The sequence below is a fragment of the Caballeronia sp. LZ065 genome (assembly GCF_031450975.1).
In the GTDB taxonomy this organism is placed as follows: Bacteria; Pseudomonadota; Gammaproteobacteria; order Burkholderiales; family Burkholderiaceae; genus Caballeronia.
The window spans coordinates 795,748-814,384 of the sequence record NZ_JARUXV010000004.1; the positions used below are offsets into that span (position 1 = coordinate 795,748).

Sequence of the window (18,637 nt, forward strand, 5' to 3'; positions counted from 1 at the left end):
CTCAGAATCGCCGATTGCCTTGGAACTCGTTCTGCTCTGTCATGCCGCCACGCGCGCGATGAAAACCGGCCGCTTCCCTGCCGGCGACGAACCCGCCGACGACACCCCGCACGCGCCCTTGCCTGCGGGTGAAATCACGCGCGTCATCTCCAGCCCGGCCCGCGTGGCGCGCGAGATGGCGGCCTGCATCGCGCACGATTTCGACATCGATCCCGCTTTCGACGACATCGACTATGGCCGTTGGCGCGGACGTTCCATCCGCGAACTCGCCGATGACGAAGCCGCGCAACTCAGCGCATGGCTCACCGATCCGCAGGCGCGTCCGCACGGTGGCGAGAGCATCGAGATGCTGGCGGCGCGCGTGATCGAAGGTCTGGCGCGCATCGAACGCGAGATGCCGTGCGGACGCTGCATCGTGGTCACGCATGCCATTGTCGTGAAGGCGGCCGTGGCGCATGCGCAGCGCAAGCCGCTGGCCTCCGTGTATGCCATGAACGTCGCGCCGTGCTCCGTCACCGTCCTCAACCGCAATCGAAGCGCACAGGACTGGCCGTGACCCTGCCCCCGCCGGCCTGAACTTCAGCGCGTGCAGGACGCTCCAAGCAAGCAGCGCAGCGACTGCGCGAGCCTGCTCTCACACCGTTCAGGAGACTCACATGGCGCAATACGTGGATGGATTCGTCGTACCCGTGCCGGCCGACAAGATCGAAGCCTACCGGGCCATGGCCGAAGCGGCCGGCAAGATCTGGAAGGAACACGGCGCGCTGCAATTCGTGGAAGCCATCGCCGACGACGTGAAGCCCGGCAAGCTCACGTCCTTCCCGCAGAGCGTGCAGATGAAGGAAGGTGAAACCGTGGTGTTCTCGTATATCGTCTATGCGTCGCGCGAGGAACGCGACCGCGTCAATGCGAAGGTGATGGAAGACCCGCGCCTCAAGGCCATGATGGAAGAAGGCGAGCCGCCCTTCGACGCGCAACGGATGTTCTTCGGCGGCTTCAAGGCCATCGTCGAACTATGACGCGACCGATATTTTTTGTTGTCTGACCGCGCTTGCCGCAAAGGAACTGCATCGATATGTATATCGCCATGAACCGCTTCAAGATCGTGCCGGGCGCCGAAGCCGACTTCGAACGCCTCTGGACCAGCCGCGACACCTATCTCAAGGACGTGCCGGGCTTTGTCGAATTTCATCTGCTGAAGGGGCCCACGAAGGACGATCACGTGCTCTATTCGAGCCACACGATCTGGGCAAACCGCGAGGCCTTCGACGACTGGACGCGTTCCGATGCCTTCCGCGCCGCGCATCGCAATGCGGGCGGCGAAACGCTCCAACTCTACCTCGGACACCCGGAATTCGAGGGCTTCGAAGTCATCCAGACCGTCAAGTGACATCCGGCGAACGATCGGACCATTCGCGACCTCACTCGCGCCCTGAGCACGCGCGTTTTACACAAGTGTGAAAAAACGCGCGTCGCCGACAGGTTCTTGTCAGGCCTTGGCGCCGCGCGCCATCCGCTGAAGCGTCGACGAATCGATGGCCGCGGCGCAGATGCGCACCGCTTCCTTCAGCGTGCGCGGACGCCCCGCGCCGAACTGCGATTCGAGCATGGCCACGGCGCGCATGCGCTCGTCGTTGCCAAGCTTCTCGCCGGTCGCCAGCTCAAGTACCGAGATGAAGTAGGCCGCAGGCGGCGCGGCGTTGGGCGTGGGACGTTGCGCGCGGCTTGCGCTTGCGCCTCCGCTTTCATGGGCGTTGTCGTGGGCGGGGATCCAGGGGTGCCACTTGCTGTCGTATCGACTCTCCATGAGTGTGTTCGCTGGCTGAATTGCAGGGACACGCCGTTGCGCGCCTCGTCATTGTTCAACTGACAGCAAGGACCGTTCCAAGCGGCGTCCTTCAGCGCCCGCCCGCGGTTTCCTCCGACAAAAGCACCCGCGCGACGCGGCATGCCGCCAGATCCCAGGCCGCACAGCCCACCGACTTGAACATGACGGGTCGGGCGGCGTCGCCCGCTCCGTTCGCAGCTGGAGCCGCCAACGCCCCGGCGAGCGCCCGCACCGCGCCCCACTCCACGCCCGCCAGGATGAAATCGCCGGCTTCGTGACGGGCGCCTGCCAGATCGTCCACATAGAGCGTGCTGCCATGCACGATGTCGGCGGCGATCTCGGCGGCATCGGCGGTGAAGGCTCCCACGCCGATCACGAGCCGTCCGGCCCGCGCGGGCGTCGTGTAGACCGGCGTCTTGCTGGTGGTCGCTGCGATCACGACATCGACCGATGCGGGCATCTCCGCCGTCTCCAGCGGCGCGAGGTGGCGGCCCGGCGCCGCATGCGTTTCGCAGAACGCGCCCGCCCGCCCGGCGCGCGAACCCTGCACGAGAATGCGCGCCTCCGGATACACCGCCGCCAGCGCCTCGACATGAAACGCCGACTGCCTGCCCGTGCCGATCACCAGCACCTCGCGCGGCGCGACGCCGTGCAGCGCGCGGATCGCCAGCATCGAGACGGCAGCCGTGCGCCGCCCGGTCACCGTGGGGCCGTCGAGCATGAACTGCGGCACGCCGGTGACGGCATCGAAGGCGGTCACCTGGCCGTGGATCGTCGGCAGGCCAAGCGCGCCGTTGCCCGCGCACACGTTGACGAGCTTGTGCATCGCGAGATCAGCGGCGCTCGCGGGCATCGACAGCATCACGCCGCCCTCGATCGGCACGACCATGCGCTCGGGGCTCACGATGCGTCCCGCCGCGTAGTCGAGCATGGTTGCAGCGAGCGTGTCCACGAGACGGTCGTAGGGCACGAGGCGCGCGGTCTGCACGTCGTCGAAACTCTGGAGGGCGCGAGGCGTCGGAGTCATCATGGTTCCGTCTGGCTGGAAGAAGGTGGACATGCCATCGGCATGCCATTGAAGCGCGGGATTATTCTAACGGCGCGCGCAACGATGGCGCGACCGCGTCATGAAGCCACTCAACCGGCGCGGCGCGCGCCTGTCACAATGAGTCCCCTATACGACGAGTCAGGCGGGCGCGCCGTTGTCACATGCCTGCCATTGGCCTCGGTCATACTCGGCGGACCCGCGCCCTCGTCTCGCGCCGCCTGGCGCAATGCACCACGATAGCCCAGCACACCCATACGGAGCCCACCATGAGCATCGACACGACGGACAAGCAGCGCCGTTTCCACGCGGACCTCATCGACAGTTACGACGAAGAGTTCGAGATGGAAATCGACGACCGCTTTCTGGACGGTGAATCGACCTTCTCGGATGAAGAGCGCGCGCTGCGCAAGACCTATTTCCGCGAACTGTTCCGTTTGCAAGGCGAGCTCGTGAAGCTGCAGGACTGGGTCGTGCATACGGGTCATCGTCTGGTCGTGCTGTTCGAAGGGCGCGATGCCGCCGGCAAGGGCGGCGCGATCAAGCGCATCACGCAGCGTCTCAATCCGCGCGTCTGCCGCGTGGCCGCCTTGCCCGCGCCGAACAATCGCGAGCGCACGCAGTGGTACTTCCAGCGCTATGTGTCGCACTTGCCGGCGGCCGGCGAAATCGTGCTGTTCGACCGCAGCTGGTACAACCGCGCGGGCGTCGAGCGCGTGATGAACTTCTGCACCGACGAGGAGTATGAGGAATTCTTCCGCTCGGTGCCCGAGTTCGAGAAGATGCTGGTGCGCAGCGGCGTCCAGATCGTCAAGTACTGGTTCTCGATCACCGACGACGAACAGGAAGTGCGCTTCCAGGCTCGTATCGAAGATCCGCTCAAGCAATGGAAGCTGAGCCCGATGGACCTGGAAAGCCGCCGCCGCTGGGAAGCGTACACGGCAGCGAAGGAAGTGATGCTGGCCCGCACGCACATCGCGGAAGCGCCGTGGTGGGTCGTGCATGCGGTAGACAAGAAACGGGCGCGCCTGAACTGCATCCACCATCTGCTGAATCAGGTGCCTTATCACGACGTGGAGCATTCGCCGATCGAACTACCCGACCGCGTCTTTAATCCTGATTATCTCCGGCAACCTGTGGCGGATGAGTTGTACGTTCCGGAAGTGTATTGAATCGAGTATGTCGAAGCGCGAACCGGTTCAGCAGCAGTTGCTGCAAGGAACGTGCTTCACTCTTTCGACCACGCGCCGGCGCGTCACTGCATGACGCAGCGCGAACTGATACGCCTGTTGCGAACCCTTGAGCATCACGACGAACATGACCTGCGCGAGGTTGAAGTCGAGCGTGACCATCAGGCGCATCAACAGCAGCAGTGGCAGCACCACCGCCGGCTGATACAGTTGTTTTGCTATCAAGTCCTTCATCATCGGCTCCTTATCCCATGTTCGTATTTTATGGACTGGAGCCTCGCGGATAAACGCTCCGCAGGTGAAGACATATGTTCCGTGAAACGAACAATCCGCATTGAATGCGTCTTCGCGGTTGCTCCAATGCACATGGCCCTGCGCGAGGCAGGGCCAACTTCAAGTTACTTCTGAGCGAGACTCGCGTCAGGCACCGGCGTGGGCTTTGCATCGCCCCAGCCGCCGCCCAGTGCGCGTATCAGATTCACCGTCGATACCGCCTGCAGGCCCTGCAACTGCACCGATGACCGTTGCGTTTGCAGCACCGTGCGTTCGGCGTCGATGACATCGAGATAGTTCACCGCGCCCTCGGTGTACTGCGTGCGCGACAGCTGCGCGGCGCGCACCGAGTACTTCACGGCATCGTCCTGCGTCGCGGTCTGGTCTTCGAGAATGCGCAGATCGGACAGGTTGTCCTCCACTTCGCGGAAGGCCACGAGCACCTGCTGCCGATAGCTCGCGACATCCTCTTCATACACCGCCCGCGCGTTCGCAAGGTTGCCCTTGCGGCGGCCGCCATCGAAGATCGGCAGGTTCAGCGCCGTGCCCGCGAACGGCCCGAGCAGGAACGTGCGGCTCGACCAGTTGAACAGATCGCCGAGCGTCGCCGATTCGAAACCGCCCGAGCCTGTGAGCGTCAGCGACGGGAAGAACGCTGCCTTCGCCACCCCGATGCGCGCATTGGCCGCGGCCATCGCGCGTTCTGCCGCGGCGACGTCGGGACGGCGTTCGAGCAGCGCCGAAGGCAGGCCCGGCGGCACGCGAATCGTGACCGGCTTGAGCGGATTGGCAGCCATCGAAAACTCGGCGGGCGTCTTGCCGAGCAGCACCGCCAGGCTGTGCTCGGAGGCCGCGCGCAGACGCTGGACAGTCATCGCGTCCGAACGCGCGGTCGCCAGTTCCGACTTGGCGCGCGCAACATCCAGCTCGCTGATGTCGCCTTCGGTGAAGCGTCGCTGCACCAGCTTCAGCGCCTGTTCGCGCAGCTGCACGGTGCGCGTGAAGACATCGGTTTCGGCGTCCAGTTCGCGCAGATTGAAGTAGTTCTGCGCGACGTCCGCTTGCAGCGCCAACTGCACCGAGCGGAACAGCGCCTCGCTCTGCGCCGTGTCTGCGTTGGCCGCCTGCACCGAGTTCGACACCCGGCCGAACAGGTCCACTTCATACGACGCACTCGCCTGCGCACGCCACAAGGTCTGCGCGGGCACATTGGCATTCGCCGGCAGGAGCTGCGACGCCGGCGAGAACTTCTCGCGCGTCGGGCCGAAGCCCGCGTCGAGCGTCGGGAACAGCCCCGCGCGCGCCGTCTGGTTGATCGCGCGCGCTTCCTTCACGCGCGCGGCCGCCGCCTTCAGGTTCTGGTTCGCGTCCTGCGCCTGCTTTTCCAGATCGTTGAGCGAAGCATCGTCGAAGATCGTCCACCATTCGCCGCGCAGCATCTCTTCCGAGGGCTGCGCGGTCTTCCAGGTGCCCGCTTCCGATGCGTCCAGCGTCTTTTGCGGCGTTTCCTTGTAGGCAGACGGCGCACCGACATCCGGCTTTTCATACGTGGGCGCAAGCGAACAGCCCGCGACCACCAGCAGCGCCGCCATCAGGCCCGGCACACCCAACCATCGTTTCATATGCAACTTGTTCATCATCGACCTCATTGCGCTTCAGGCGAAGCACCGATACCGCGCATCTGCGGATGCGAGCCATGCGTGTCCGTCACGTGTTCGGTGCGCGACAGCTTGCGCAGGATCACGTAGAACACGGGCGTCAGCATCAGACCGAACAACGTGACGCCGAGCATGCCGAAGAACACCGCGATACCCATTGCGTGGCGCATCTCCGAACCCGCGCCCGACGACAGCACCAGCGGCACCACGCCCATGATGAACGCGATGGACGTCATCAGGATCGGACGCAAACGCAGCCGGCTCGCTTCGATCGCGGCCTGCACGATGGAGCGTCCCTGCATCTCAAGTTCGCGTGCGAATTCCACGATCAGGATCGCGTTCTTCGCCGACAGCCCCACCAGCACCATCAAGCCGATCTGCGTGAAGATATTGTTGTCGCCATCGGTGAGCCATACACCGAGCAGCGCGGACAAGATACTCATCGGCACGATCAGGATCACCGCGAGCGGCAGCGTCAGACTTTCATACAGCGCGGCCAGCACCAGGAACACCAGCAGCACGCTGATCGGGAACACCCACAGCGCCGCGTTGCCCGCGAGGATCTGCTGATACGTGAGATCGGTCCATTCGAACTTGATCCCGCGCGGCAGCACTTCCGCCGCAATGCGTTCCGCCGCCGCCTGCGCCTGCCCCGACGAGTAACCCGGAGCCGGGCCGCCGTTGATGTCCGCCGCCGTGTAGCCGTTGTAGCGCACGACCATTTCCGGCCCATACGTCGGCGACACCTTCACCAGCGACGACAAAGGCACCATGTCGCCATTCGCATTGCGCGTCTTGAGCAAGCCGATATCCTCGGGATGCGCACGGAACGGTGCATCCGCCTGCACGCGTACCTGATACACGCGGCCGAAGCGGTTGAAGTCGTTCACGTATAGCGAGCCGAGATAGACCTGCATCGTGTCGAACACGTCCGTCACCGAAACGCCGAGTTGCTTAGCCTTTACGCGGTCCAGATCGACGTTCAGTTGCGGCACGTTGATCTGATAGCTCGAGAACGTCGGGCCGAGTTCGGGCGTCTGCGAAGCACGCTTGATAAATGCCTGGGTGGCATCGGCGAGCGCCGCATAGCCGAGCGCACCGCGATCCTCCAGTTGCATCTTGAAACCGCCCAGCGTGCCCAGCCCCAGCACCGGCGGCGGCGGGAACACGGCGATGAACGAGTCCTTGATGCCGGCGTACTTCTGGTTCAGCGCGCCCGCGATGGCATTGGCCGACAGCGCCTTGTCATGCACGCGATCCTTGAACGGCTTCAGCGTCACGAACACGATGCCCGCGCTGGACGAGTTGGTGAAGCCGTTCACCGAGAGACCCGGGAACTCGACGGCGCTTTCCACGCCCGGCTGCTTCAGCGCGATAGCCGACATCTGGCGAATCACGCCCTCGGTGCGGTCGAGCGAGGCGCCGTTCGGCAGTTGCGCGAAGCTGATGAGGTACTCCTTGTCCTGCGCGGGCACGAAGCCGCCCGGCACGACCTTGCCCATCAGCACCGCGCCGGCGAGCAGCACCGCATACAGCACCATCATGATCGACTTGCGGCCGATCACGCCCTTCACGCCCTTGCCATACGCTTGCGAACCGCGATGGAAGACCTTGTTGAAGCCCCGGAAGAAGCCGCCGAACACGCGATCCATGGCGCGCGTGAGCCAGTCCTTCGGTTCATCGTGGCCTTTCAGCAGCAGCGCGGCGAGCGCGGGCGAGAGCGTCAGCGAATTGAACGCGGAGATCACCGTCGAGATGGCGATGGTCATCGCGAACTGCTTGTAGAACTGTCCCGTCAGACCCGACATGAACGCGAGCGGCACGAACACGGCGACCAGCGTCAGCGCGATCGCGATGATCGGTCCGCTCACCTCGCGCATTGCCTGATACGTGGCCTCTCGCGCTGAAAGACCCGCCTCGATGTTGCGCTCGACGTTCTCGACGACCACGATCGCATCGTCGACGACGATACCGATCGCCAGCACCATGCCGAACAGCGACAACGCGTTGATCGAGAAGCCGAAGGCAAGCAGCAGCGAGAAGGTCCCGACAATCGACACCGGCACCGCGAGCAACGGAATGATCGACGCGCGCCAGGTTTGCAGGAACACGATCACCACGAGCACGACCAGTGCGATGGCTTCCGCGAGCGTATGAATCACCGCCTCGATGCTCGACCGCACGAACTGCGTCGGGTCATAGACGATCTGGTATTCGAGGCCCGCCGGCATGTCGGCCTGCAATTCCTTCATGGTCTTGCGGACTTCGTCGGAGATCTGCAGCGAGTTCGCGCCCGGTTGCTGATTGATTGCGATTGCAACTGCCGACTTGTTGTCGAGCAACGAGCGCAGACCATATTCCGATGCCGCGAGTTCGACACGCGCGACATCGCCGAGATGCGTGACCGCGCCGTCCGGCGACGTCTTCAGCACGATGTCGCGGAACTCGCCTTCGTTCTGCAGACGGCCGCGCGCATTCACGTTCAGTTGCAGCGGCACGTTCGGCAGCGTGGGCGAGCCGCCGATCACGCCGGCCGCAACCTGCACGTTCTGCTCGCGAATCGCGTTCGCCACATCAGTGGCCGTGAGGCCGCGCTGCGCGACCTTCTGCGGATCGAGCCAGACGCGCATCGAGTAATCGCCCGAACCCCACAACTGCACTTCACCCACGCCCGCGATGCGCTCCAGCCGGTCCTTCACGTTGATCAGCGCGTAATTGCGCAGATACGTCATGTCGTAACGGCCGTTGGGCGAATTCAGGTGGACCACCATCGTGAGCGTCGGCGAGGACTTGATGGTCGTCACGCCGAGCCGCTGCACGTCCTGCGGCAGACGCGGCAGCGCCTGGTTCACGCGGTTCTGCACCAGTTGCGTGTTCTTGTCGGGATCGGTGCCCAGCTTGAACGTGACCGTGGTCGTGAGGTTGCCGTCGCTGTTCGCCTGCGACTGCATGTACAGCATGTCCTCGACGCCGTTGATCTGCTCTTCCAGCGGCGAGGCCACGGTCTCGGCAATCACCTTCGGGTTCGCGCCGGGATACTGCGCGTGCACGACGACCGAAGGCGGTACGACTTCCGGATACTCGGAGATCGGCAGCTTGAACATGGCGATCACGCCCGCCAGCAGCACGATCACCGAGAGCACGCCCGCGAAGATCGGGCGATCGATGAAAAATTTGGAAATATTCATGACGAGTTCTGTCTGTTGCGGATGACGCGCATTACTGCGCGGATGCCGTCTTCACGACCGGAGCATCGCTGTCGTTGTTCATCGCGACGTTGTTGGCCTTGATCACGTCGTTCGGACGCACGCGCTGCAAACCATTCACGACGATGCGCTCGCCCGGCTGCAGGCCCTTGCTGATGACGCGCAAACCGTCCTGCGTCTGGCCGAGCGTGACTTCGCGGTACTGCACGCGGTTGTCCTTGTCGACGACCATCACGTACTTCTTGTCCTGGTCCGTGCCGATGGCTTCGTCCTCGACCATCACTGCCGGATGCGGCGTGCCGCCGCCGACCTTCACGCGCGCATACAGCCCCGGCACCAGCGAGCCGTCCGGGTTGTTGAAGCGCGCGCGCACGCGGATCGTGCCGGAGGTCGTATCGAGGCGGTTGTCGACCGAATCGACGACGCCGTCGCGCGAATAGCCATCCTCGTTCGCGAGACCCAGCGACACCGGCACTTTCGAACCCGCATCGCGGCCGAGATAGCGCAGATAGGTCTGTTCGTCGACGTCGAAGGAGGCGTAGATCGGCGAGACCGACACCAGCGTGGTCAACAGCGGCGCGTTTGCCCCCGTCGACACGATGTTGCCCACCGTGAGCTCCGCGCGCGACACGCGGCCCGACACCGGCGCCGTGATGTGCGTGTAGGCGAGATTGATCTTCGCGGTTTCGACCGCGGCCTGCGCGGCCTTCAGGTTGGCGACGGCCTCGCGGGCGGCGTTCTGCTTCTCGTCGTAATCGCGCTTGGCGATGGCGTTGTCGGCGAGCAGCCGCTCAGCGCGCGCGGCGTCGGTCGAGGTGTAGCCGTTGCGCGCCTGCGCGGCCGCGAGCTGCGCCTGCGCGCGGTCCACTTCGGCTTCATACGGGCGCGGATCGATGGTGAACAACGCGTCACCCTTCTTCACGAGCTGGCCGTCCTTGAAATGCACGGCGACGATGGTGCCCGGCACGAGCGGACGAATATCGACGTGATCCACCGCTTCCAGCCGGCCCGAGTAGCTCTGCCAGTCGGTGATGGTCCGGGCGATCACGGTGGCGACGTCCACTTCGGTGGCTGTCGGGCTGTGCGCAGCGGCCTTGGCTTCGTTCATGGCCGCGTCGCCGTGACCGTGCAGGGCGGTATAGCCGCCCGCGCCGGCAATGATGACTGCCGCGCCTAGCGTGGCGTAGATGCGTTTGCGAGTGAAGAACATGGTGAGAGGCTCCGGTTTCGTTGAGATTGTTGTTGTGTGGTGCTGGGCTGGCGTGCCGATTCTTGCGTTGACGTTCGAACCGGCTTCCCGCGCTTATTTGGTGCGCGCCAGCCGCTTTCTGAAAAACGCGACGACATCGGCGAGCGCATCCGGGTGCGCGGCCAACGCGTGGTGCGAGGTCTTGCCATGACGCGTGACTTCAGTCGGCACGCCTGCGGCGATCAGTTCGCCGGCGTATTTTTCCGCCTCGATATGCAGCAGATCGTGCTCGGCGCTCGCGATCATCGCGGGTGGCAGTCCGCCGAGACGTCGTGATTCGAGCGGCGCCGCATACGGATGCAGGCGTTGCGAAGGATTCGGCAGATACGCGCGATACCACTGTGCGCAATCGCAGGCTTCGAAATCGGGGCACAGCACCTTCCGTTCGTCGGCCATGCGCGTCAGGCTCGGATCGAGCAGCGGCGCCAGCAGAGCCTGCGCGGACAGGCGAATATCGCCGCGATCACGCGCGATGGCGGCGACACACGTGGCGAGATTGCCGCCCGCGTCATGACCCGCAATGCCGATGCGCAACGGATCCGCACGCTGTCCGCGCGCATGCGCCACGGCCCATTGCGCCGCGCGATAGCCGTCTTCGGGCGCGGCCGGAAACGGGAAGCCGGGTGCGAGCGAATAGCCGACCGACACGACCCATGCGGGCGTATCGCGGGCAATGGTCGCAGCGGCGATGTCCGCATCGTCCAGCGTGCCGCCGATGAAACCGCCGCCGTGAAAATAGAGCACGATGGGCACAACCGTCCCATCCGATGCCGGGCGATAGCTGCGCACCGTGATGGGCTGCACGTGTCCCGTGATGCGCACATCCTCGATGCACAGCCGGGGGCTCGACTCCAGTTCCAACAGTGTTGCCATGGTTATTCGTAGTGCGGGGCCCGTGCTGCAAGGCCTGCGCGCATAAGTTGCGATGCTGCGAATTTTGGGGGCCGCGCCTTTCTGGATAAATGCCTATAATCCGGCAACACAATTCGGTCGCCCCGAACAATCGTGGTTATCCCTTGCGATTATTCGACCGGTCTTTCTTTGGCGTCCGCTTAATTCATGGCGGCGCAAAGCATTCAAGGTGAGAGAACATGGATCGGCTTCAAGCAATGCAGGTCTTCACTCGAGTCGTCGACACCAACAGCTTTTCCCGCGCCGCGGACACGCTCAATCTGCCGCGCGCCTCGGTCACGACGATCATCCAGAACCTCGAAGCGCATCTGAACGTGCGCCTGCTCCAGCGCACCACGCGCAGGCTCAATCTCACGCCCGACGGCGCCGCGTACTACGAGCGTTGCGTGCGCATCCTCGCGGACATCGAGGAAGCCGAAGGTTCTTTCTCGAACAACGGCAAGGGTCCGCACGGCAAATTGCGCGTGGACATGCCGGGCGCGATAGGGCGTCTCATCGTGATGCCGCAGCTATGTGATTTCCATACGCGTTATCCGGACATCGAGCTGATGATGGGATTCGGCGACAAGCCGGTCGATCTGATTCAGGAAGGCGTCGATTGCGTGATTCGCGTGGGCACGCTGCAGGATTCGAGTCTCGTGGCGCGGCGCATCGGCGTGTTCCAGGGCGTGACCGTGGCCGCGCCCCAGTATCTCGAACGGCACGGCACGCCCAGGACCATCGACGATCTGCAGGACCACACCGCCGTCAATTATTTTTCGAGCCGCACGGGCCGCGTGATGGACATGGACTTCGTCGTCGACGATAAGACCATTGAAGTGAAGATGCGCGGCATGATCGCGGTGAACGATGCCGAGGCCTATCTCAGCTGCGGCCTGAAGGGCGTGGGCATTATCCAGGTGCCGCGCTTCATGGCGCTGCCGCATCTGCGCGCGGGTGAACTCATCGAAGTGCTGCCGCAGTGGAATCCGCTGCCGATGCCGATTTCCGCCGTGTATCCGCATAACCGGCATCTGTCGCCGAAGGTGCGCGTGTTCGTCGACTGGGCGGCCGAGTTGTTCGAGCGCTGCCCGCTTCTGCAAGGGCAGAAGGACGCGGAAGACCGCTGCCTGCCGACGAGCACCGCATCGCCGAAGGTCGTGCGTCATGGCACGCCGGAAGTCGCCGGTACTGAAGATGTGGTTGCATAGCTAATCAATTTGCTGACCGGCGCGGCGCCTATCGCTTCGATAGGCGTCGCTCAACACCCCCGCTCAAGCCCGCCCCACAAGCCTCAGCGCGATTGTTCACCGGATTCGATAAATCTTTTCGTCGATCCGGCATTTATCCCCGCCCCGCTGTCCGACTAAATTGTCCTGAACGCAACGTGCCTCAGGCGCAGATTGCAATCCGCAATTGCCCGCACGCTGCATCGGAACGAAGGAGTCGCAAGCATGAAACAGCTCATCACGGGGTTCTCTCTGGCCGCCATCTCCGCAGTCGTCACGACGACCGCATTCGCGGAGGGCGGCCAGGGCATCGGGCGCGCAGGCACCTATCAGATGTCCACGCAAGTTCAGCAAAGCGCGAGCGAAACACCCAAGACACGCGCGCAAGTGCGCGCCGAACTCGTCGCCGCCTATTCGAACGGCTCCCTCCCCGCATTGAACCGCAATAGCTATCCGGACCGCAGCATGCTCGGCGATGCCATCGCCGCGCAGAACGCGCAGGCCGAAGCGCATAACCGCGAGATCGTCGAGTACGCCAACGGGTCGTCGGCGCGTGGCGCCGTGACGGCGCGCTGAGCGCATCGGCATTAAGGAATCACGAGGTCATCATGTTCGAAAACACATCACTCGATCAATTCTCGGCTCTGGAAGAGCTCTCGGCCGTGACGCCGGTCTGGCGTCCTTTCGTGGACCACAGCGCGCGTGAGCAGGCTGTCTCGCAGGACTCGCAGCCGCGCTCGGCGGAATGCGCACACTGAGCCCAAACAAGCGGGCGCGATGTTCGCGCCCGCTTCCTTCAACCGCTTCTTAACCGCACGCGCCGATTTCTCCGCACGACGTGCAGAAGTCGCAACCGTCCTTGCGAATCACCGCATTGGCACCGCACGTCGGGCATTTGCGGCCGTGCATCTGGGGAAGACCATGAGGATCGATCTCGCCTGGCGCGACAGCCTCGGTTACTTCTTCGCGCTCATCAGCTATGGCTACCGCATGCGGCGCGTCATCGGGGCGTTTGCGCGCAAGCGCGCGCGACGGTACTTGCTCGCCTTCTGCGTCGAGAAATCCGCGACGATGAAGAATCTGCTGGATCGCATACGCTAGCGCTGCAACTTCCGAGTCATGCCAGCGCGGACTGCGATGACCGTCGAGCCGTTCGACATCGCCCAGACGCACCTGGCCGCGATCCCACGACACCTTGCGCATGTCCTGCAAGGTACGCGCCGCGAAGCCGCCGCGTGCGGCCAGTGACAGCGAGCGCATGGTCGCGGTGATCCACTGCTGCGACTCGTCGCGCTGCCCTGACGGAATGAAGAACTCGATGGGCCGCTCGATGGTGACGTCCTCACCGCCGACGCGTCCCGTCACCTCGATGAACGACACCGCGAGATAGAGCGACTTCTTGCCGGCTTGCGTCAGGTACTCGACCTTCTCGATGATCGCGGGCAATGCGCCCTTCGGCCGATGATCGATTGCAATGCGCAGCGGATCGAGATCGAGTTCGGGGTCGGCAGAATCGCTCGGTGTTTCCGCCGGTGTCACCGAAAGCACGGCGCCGAGCGTCTCGTTAGGCCGATACGTCGCCAGCCCTTTCAGCCCGCGCCGCCACGCTTCGAAATAGAGATCCTGGAACTTGTCGAACGGATAGTCGGCGGGCACGTTGACGGTCTTCGAGATCGACGTGTCCACGAACGGCTGGACCGCCGTCATCATTTCCATGTGATCCTGCGCAGACATGTCGAGTGCGCTGACAAAGTAGCCGGGCAAGGCGTTCACATCGCCGCCCATCTCGCGATACAGGCGATAGGCATGATCTTCGACAGCGAAGGTCTGCCGTGAGCCGTCGGCCATGCGCTTGGTGCGCTGATAGGTCCAGGAGAACGCGGGCTCGATGCCGTTCGACGCATTGTCCGCGAAGGCGAGGCTCACCGTGCCGGTCGGCGCAATCGACAGCAGATGGCTGTTGCGGATGCCATGCTCGCGGATCGCGCGCTTGATGTCGTCGGGCAGGCGCGACGCGAACGTGCCGTCTTCCAGGTAGCGCTTCGCGTCGAAGAGCGGAAACGCGCCCCGCTCGCGAGCGAGTTCCACGGAAGCGCGATACGCCTCGTCACGCATGGTGCGCGCAACCCGTTCCGCGAAGTCGCGCCCTTCTTGCTTGTCGTAGCGCAGGCCGAGCATGACGAGCGTATCGCCCAGGCCCGTGAAGCCCACGCCGATGCGCCGTTTCGCTTCCGCTTCGCGCGCCTGTTCGTCGAGCGGCCAGAGCGTCACGTCGAGCACGTCGTCGAGGAAACGCACTTGCGTGCGGGTCGTGCGGGCAAGTCCGTCCCAGTCGAACGCGGGTGTGCCACCGCGCATCTGCGCGAACGGTTCGCGCACGAAGCGCGTGAGGTTGAGCGGTCCGAGGTTGCAGCAACCGTAGGCGGGCAAGGGCTGTTCGCCGCAGGGATTGGTCGCGCGGATCGCTTCGATGGCGCGCAGGTTGTTGTCGTCGTTCATGCGCGACATGAACACGACGCCGGGTTCCGCGACATCGTAGGTGGAACGCATGATCGTGTTCCACACGTCGCGGGCGCGCACCTCGCGATACACCCACAGGCCGTCGTCACGCTGCCGCATGTCTTCCGCCGCGCGCTGGGCCGGCGATGGCTCGGCCTTGTGCACGAGCTCCCAGGCGGCGTCGTCGGCGACGGCCTGCATGAATTCATCCGTCACCGCGACCGACACATTGAAGTTGTTCCAGCGCCCTTTCGTGTGCTTTGCCGCGATGAATTCCAGCAGGTCGGGATGCGAGCAGTCGAGAATGCCCATCTGCGCGCCGCGCCGAGCGCCCGCGCTTTCGACCGTGCGGCACGAGGCGTCGAATACGTCGATGTAGCTGCACGGCCCCGACGCCGCCGAGCCGGTGGAGTGCACTCGCGCGCCACGCGGACGGATGGCCGAGAAGTTATAGCCGACGCCGCCGCCGCGCCGCATCGTCTCGGCGGCCTGCAACAACGCGACGTAGATGCCCGGCAGACCATTGCTATCGACGCCCTGAATCGCGTCGCCCACCGGTTGCACGAAACAATTGATCAGCGTCGCGTCGATGCCCGCGCCCGCCGCGCTCATGATGCGTCCCGCGCCGAGCGCGCCGCGCCTGAAGTTGTCGACGAACTCCGCCTCGATCTTCGCGCGCAGTTCCTTCGGCTCGGCAAGCGCGACACCTCGCGCCACGCGCCGGTGAATATCGTCCACGTGCGTCTCGTCGCCTTTTGCATACTTCTCGAGCATCACGTCAATGGAAAACTGCTGCGGTGCGAGAGCGGTGCTGGGATTGTCTTCGGCCATGTCGGATCCTGTGTGTGCTGGGCGGTTCGCGCGTGGGCGAGGCATGCGTCACGCGCATCGGCTGAACGTGCCGCAAAAGCGATGCCCGACGATAGCGCGAAATCACCCTGCCCGCCATCGAGCCGTTACACTCCGGGGATCTCATCAGCCGATCACTTCGCATGATTACGCGTCATCCGCCGCTCTTCGGCATCGCGGGCCGCTCGGGCCAGGGCAAGACCACGCTGATTGAAGGGCTGCTGCCGTGGATGCGCGCGCACGGTCTCGTGGTCAACGTCATCAAGCACAGTCATCATTCGATTGAACTCGAACCGCCCGGCAAGGACAGCGCGCGTTTTCGCCGCGCGGGCGCGGGCGAAGTGCTGATCGCATCGCCGTTTCGTTATGCCATCGTGCGGGAGCTGCATGACGCGGATGAACCGCCGCTCGCCGAGCTTGCGGCGCGACTCTCGGATGCGGACCTCGTGATCGTCGAAGGATTCGCGCGCGAGCCCATTCCACGGCTCGAAGTGGTGCGGCCTTCCACGGGCCGCGAACCACTCTACAAAACCGATGTCGCCCTCCTGGCCATCGCCACTGATGCGCCCGACGCCATCGAATCGACCCTGCCGATGCTCGATCTGAATGACATCGCGAGCATTGGCGCATTCATCTGCGAGACCATCGGCTTGACACCGGAACGCTAGCGCCCGGCGATGCCGCGACGCGCCATCGCCAGCGCTTCCTTCAGGACTTCGCCATCGCCGATGTGATTCGCCAGCAGCAGGATGAGCCGTGCGTTGAGCATCTGGCTTGCTTCGTCCGGGAGGCCGTCGTGTGTCTCGATGAGGCGCTCATAGAACGCATCGTGATCCGCGATATTCAGTTCGAGATTGAGCTTCATGCGCGTCGTCATCCGTTGCAGGTTGCGCGGTCGAGCGCGGCCGTCACGCGGGCGGCATCGAAGCGACGCCAGCGTGCGCACACGTGTTGGTCGGGACGCAGCAGATAGAAAGTGCCTGGCTGTGCGTCAAAACGATGTGCAACCATGCCTTCGACATCTTCCACCACCGTCACGCCTTCGACGCTGCACGCCATGCCTCGCGGCACCACGAGCAGCAGACGTACCGGCAGCCTTCCGCGCTGCAGCGCCGCGAGGCTCTGCAAGCAGGCGTCGGGACCATGGTTGAGGCCGCAGAAGTAAAGCCCCGCAAACGCGCCGCCGTGCGTCTGCGCAAGCAGCCATGCCGGATGGCCATCGACCTGTACGGGCGCGTCCGCACACGGCGCGCCGGGCACCATGGCGCTGTCGAACGCGTCATCGGCGTCATCGGGCCTGTTCAACGGCGATTCACGCAGCACCGCCGGCACGGACAGCCGCCCGCTGTTCGCCAGGCGACGCGCGAACGGACAGTCCTTCGCGAGTTCCAGCGTCGCGTCACGAAACAGCCGCGAGACCGCGCTCTTGGGCGTGATGAAGTCGGTGGCGCGGGTCGAGTTGAGGATGTTTTCGTCGGCGGCGTACTCGCGCTCGGAGGCGTAGGTATCGAGCAAAGTATGCGGTGCAGCGCCCTTCAGGACGAGCGCGAGTTTCCACACAAGATTGTCCGCGTCCTGCACGCCGCTGTTCGCGCCGCGTGCGCCGAACGGCGACACGCCATGCGCCGCATCGCCCGCGAAGATCACGCGGCCATGCCTGAAATGCTCCATCCTCGAGCAGGAAAATGTGTAGACGCTGACCCACTCCAGCTCGAACTCGGCGTCTTCGCCAAGCAGCGCCCGCACCCTGGGAATCACGCGCTCAGGCGCTTTCTCCGCCACCGGATCGGCATCCCAGCCCAGTTGAAAATCGATGCGCCAGATGTCGTCCGGCTGACGATGCAGCAACACCGACTGGTTACGATGAAACGGCGGATCGAACCAGAACCAGCGCTCGGTGAGGAACGGCGCTTTCATCTTCACATCGGCGATCAGAAATCGATCCTTGAAGGTGCGGCCCTGACTGTCGAGGCGCAATGCATGACGCATCGCGCTGCGCGAGCCGTCCGCCGCGACCACGTATTGAGCCTTCAGAAGGTAAGCGCCATCCGGCGTATCGACGCGCAACTCGACGTGATCGTCATGTGCGTCACGCCGGACACGCTGCTCTTCCAGCGCAAGTCCAGGTTGTCGAGTCGTGTCGCCCGTTCGGCAAGAAAGCCTTCAACGTAGTATTGCTGCAGGTTGATGAAGGCCGGCCGTGCATGACCGGTTTCGGGTAACAGATTGAAGGTATAGACCAGGTCCTCGTGCAGGAACACCTTGCCGACGTTCCAGCTCACGCCTTTCTCCATCATCCGGTCGCCGCAGCCCAGGCGGTCGAAGATCTCCAGCGTGCGCTTCGCGAAGCAGATAGCGCGCGAGCCCGTCGAGACGGTGTCGTCGTTATCGATCAGCACAGTGCGCACGCCTTGTTGAGCGAGATCGACGGCCGTCGCCAGGCCGACCGGACCGGCGCCGATTACAGCCACCGGATACGGCTTGGACGCGGGTGCATCGTGATCGGGCGCGCGTTGGTATTCAAAACGCAAAGTGCCGGAATTCGCGGGCATTGAATCGTCTCCATCGGCAGACCTTCGCACTGTCGAGCATTTTCTTGGCGGTTCATTATTGTAGAACTCGTTTTATATTATTGAATTTACGTTTACCCGCACCTATGGGCTGGGCGCACGCGGGCGATATTCAGCTCACGCTTACATTCATTTACACCCACGTGCGAC

Annotated in this window: 17 protein-coding genes and 1 pseudogene; 8 read left to right on the plus strand and 10 right to left on the minus strand. The window is 64.0% G+C overall.

Going from position 1 to position 18,637, the window contains the following annotated elements:
* The first annotated feature begins 19 nt into the window (after positions 1-19).
* From QCE63_RS30180 to QCE63_RS30190, 3 genes are all read left to right on the plus strand, one after another.
* The gene (locus QCE63_RS30180; RefSeq protein ID WP_309838184.1) at positions 20-556 is read left to right on the plus strand and encodes a histidine phosphatase family protein; all 537 of its coding nucleotides are present in this window, start codon (positions 20-22) and stop codon (positions 554-556) included.
* Positions 557-656: 100 nt separating this feature from the next.
* A complete protein-coding gene (locus tag QCE63_RS30185) occupies positions 657-1,019 on the plus strand; it encodes a DUF1428 domain-containing protein (RefSeq protein WP_309838185.1) in 363 nt (120 codons plus the stop codon).
* A 56-nt stretch (positions 1,020-1,075) separates the two neighbouring features.
* Entirely contained in the window at positions 1,076-1,390 is a 315-nt protein-coding gene (locus QCE63_RS30190) for an antibiotic biosynthesis monooxygenase (RefSeq protein WP_309838186.1), read from the plus strand.
* Positions 1,391-1,489: 99 nt separating this feature from the next.
* Here QCE63_RS30190 and QCE63_RS30195 read toward each other — a convergent pair whose 3' ends face one another.
* Positions 1,490-1,807: a hypothetical protein gene (locus QCE63_RS30195; protein ID WP_309838187.1), complete on the minus strand. Its 318-nt coding sequence runs from the start codon at positions 1,805-1,807 to the stop codon at positions 1,490-1,492.
* A 91-nt stretch (positions 1,808-1,898) separates the two neighbouring features.
* On the minus strand, positions 1,899-2,855 hold the full coding sequence (gene lhpI, locus QCE63_RS30200; RefSeq protein WP_309838188.1) for a bifunctional Delta(1)-pyrroline-2-carboxylate/Delta(1)-piperideine-2-carboxylate reductase: 957 nt from the start codon (positions 2,853-2,855) through the stop codon (positions 1,899-1,901).
* A gap of 287 nt (positions 2,856-3,142) precedes the next feature.
* On the opposite strand from lhpI, the gene ppk2 reads away from it, so the two are divergent.
* On the plus strand, positions 3,143-4,045 hold the full coding sequence (gene ppk2 / locus QCE63_RS30205; protein ID WP_309838189.1) for a polyphosphate kinase 2: 903 nt from the start codon (positions 3,143-3,145) through the stop codon (positions 4,043-4,045).
* Positions 4,046-4,072: 27 nt separating this feature from the next.
* Here the strand turns inward: ppk2 and QCE63_RS30210 are convergent, their stop codons facing one another.
* From QCE63_RS30210 to QCE63_RS30230, 5 genes are all read right to left on the minus strand, one after another.
* Positions 4,073-4,297 (minus strand): hypothetical protein, encoded by a 225-nt coding sequence (locus tag QCE63_RS30210; RefSeq protein WP_309838190.1) that lies wholly within the window; start codon positions 4,295-4,297, stop codon positions 4,073-4,075.
* 164 nt (positions 4,298-4,461) lie between these two features.
* Positions 4,462-5,985: an efflux transporter outer membrane subunit gene (locus tag QCE63_RS30215; RefSeq protein WP_404990207.1), complete on the minus strand. Its 1,524-nt coding sequence runs from the start codon at positions 5,983-5,985 to the stop codon at positions 4,462-4,464.
* Positions 5,982-9,182, minus strand: a complete 3,201-nt coding sequence (locus QCE63_RS30220; protein WP_309838192.1) for an efflux RND transporter permease subunit — start codon at positions 9,180-9,182, stop codon at positions 5,982-5,984. The genes QCE63_RS30215 and QCE63_RS30220 overlap by 4 nt, the downstream gene beginning before the upstream one ends.
* Positions 9,183-9,213: 31 nt before the next feature.
* Positions 9,214-10,410 carry an efflux RND transporter periplasmic adaptor subunit gene (locus QCE63_RS30225; RefSeq protein ID WP_309838193.1) on the minus strand — a complete coding sequence of 399 codons (1,197 nt, stop codon included), beginning with the start codon at positions 10,408-10,410 and terminating at the stop codon, positions 9,214-9,216.
* A 93-nt stretch (positions 10,411-10,503) separates the two neighbouring features.
* Positions 10,504-11,322 (minus strand): alpha/beta hydrolase, encoded by an 819-nt coding sequence (locus QCE63_RS30230; protein WP_309838194.1) that lies wholly within the window; start codon positions 11,320-11,322, stop codon positions 10,504-10,506.
* A 218-nt stretch (positions 11,323-11,540) separates the two neighbouring features.
* On the opposite strand from QCE63_RS30230, the gene QCE63_RS30235 reads away from it, so the two are divergent.
* From QCE63_RS30235 to QCE63_RS30245, 3 genes are all read left to right on the plus strand, one after another.
* A complete protein-coding gene (locus QCE63_RS30235) occupies positions 11,541-12,551 on the plus strand; it encodes a LysR family transcriptional regulator (protein WP_404990208.1) in 1,011 nt (336 codons plus the stop codon).
* A gap of 243 nt (positions 12,552-12,794) precedes the next feature.
* Positions 12,795-13,145 (plus strand): DUF4148 domain-containing protein, encoded by a 351-nt coding sequence (locus QCE63_RS30240; RefSeq protein ID WP_309838195.1) that lies wholly within the window; start codon positions 12,795-12,797, stop codon positions 13,143-13,145.
* A 32-nt stretch (positions 13,146-13,177) separates the two neighbouring features.
* Entirely contained in the window at positions 13,178-13,327 is a 150-nt protein-coding gene (locus QCE63_RS30245) for a hypothetical protein (RefSeq protein WP_309838196.1), read from the plus strand.
* Positions 13,328-13,376: 49 nt separating this feature from the next.
* Here the strand turns inward: QCE63_RS30245 and QCE63_RS30250 are convergent, their stop codons facing one another.
* The gene (locus QCE63_RS30250; protein WP_309838197.1) at positions 13,377-15,899 is read right to left on the minus strand and encodes an adenosylcobalamin-dependent ribonucleoside-diphosphate reductase; all 2,523 of its coding nucleotides are present in this window, start codon (positions 15,897-15,899) and stop codon (positions 13,377-13,379) included.
* 161 nt (positions 15,900-16,060) lie between these two features.
* Between QCE63_RS30250 and mobB the strand changes: the two genes are divergently transcribed.
* Complete coding sequence (gene mobB / locus QCE63_RS30255) at positions 16,061-16,585, plus strand: molybdopterin-guanine dinucleotide biosynthesis protein B (protein WP_309838198.1); 525 nt, start codon at positions 16,061-16,063, stop codon at positions 16,583-16,585.
* Here the strand turns inward: mobB and QCE63_RS30260 are convergent.
* Both QCE63_RS30260 and QCE63_RS30265 read right to left on the minus strand, forming a co-directional pair.
* Complete coding sequence (locus tag QCE63_RS30260; RefSeq protein WP_309838199.1) at positions 16,582-16,782, minus strand: DUF2783 domain-containing protein; 201 nt, start codon at positions 16,780-16,782, stop codon at positions 16,582-16,584. The genes mobB and QCE63_RS30260 overlap by 4 nt on opposite strands.
* Positions 16,783-16,790: 8 nt before the next feature.
* Positions 16,791-18,469: pseudogene (locus tag QCE63_RS30265) on the minus strand (FAD-dependent oxidoreductase).
* Between the last annotated feature and the right edge of the window lie 168 nt (positions 18,470-18,637).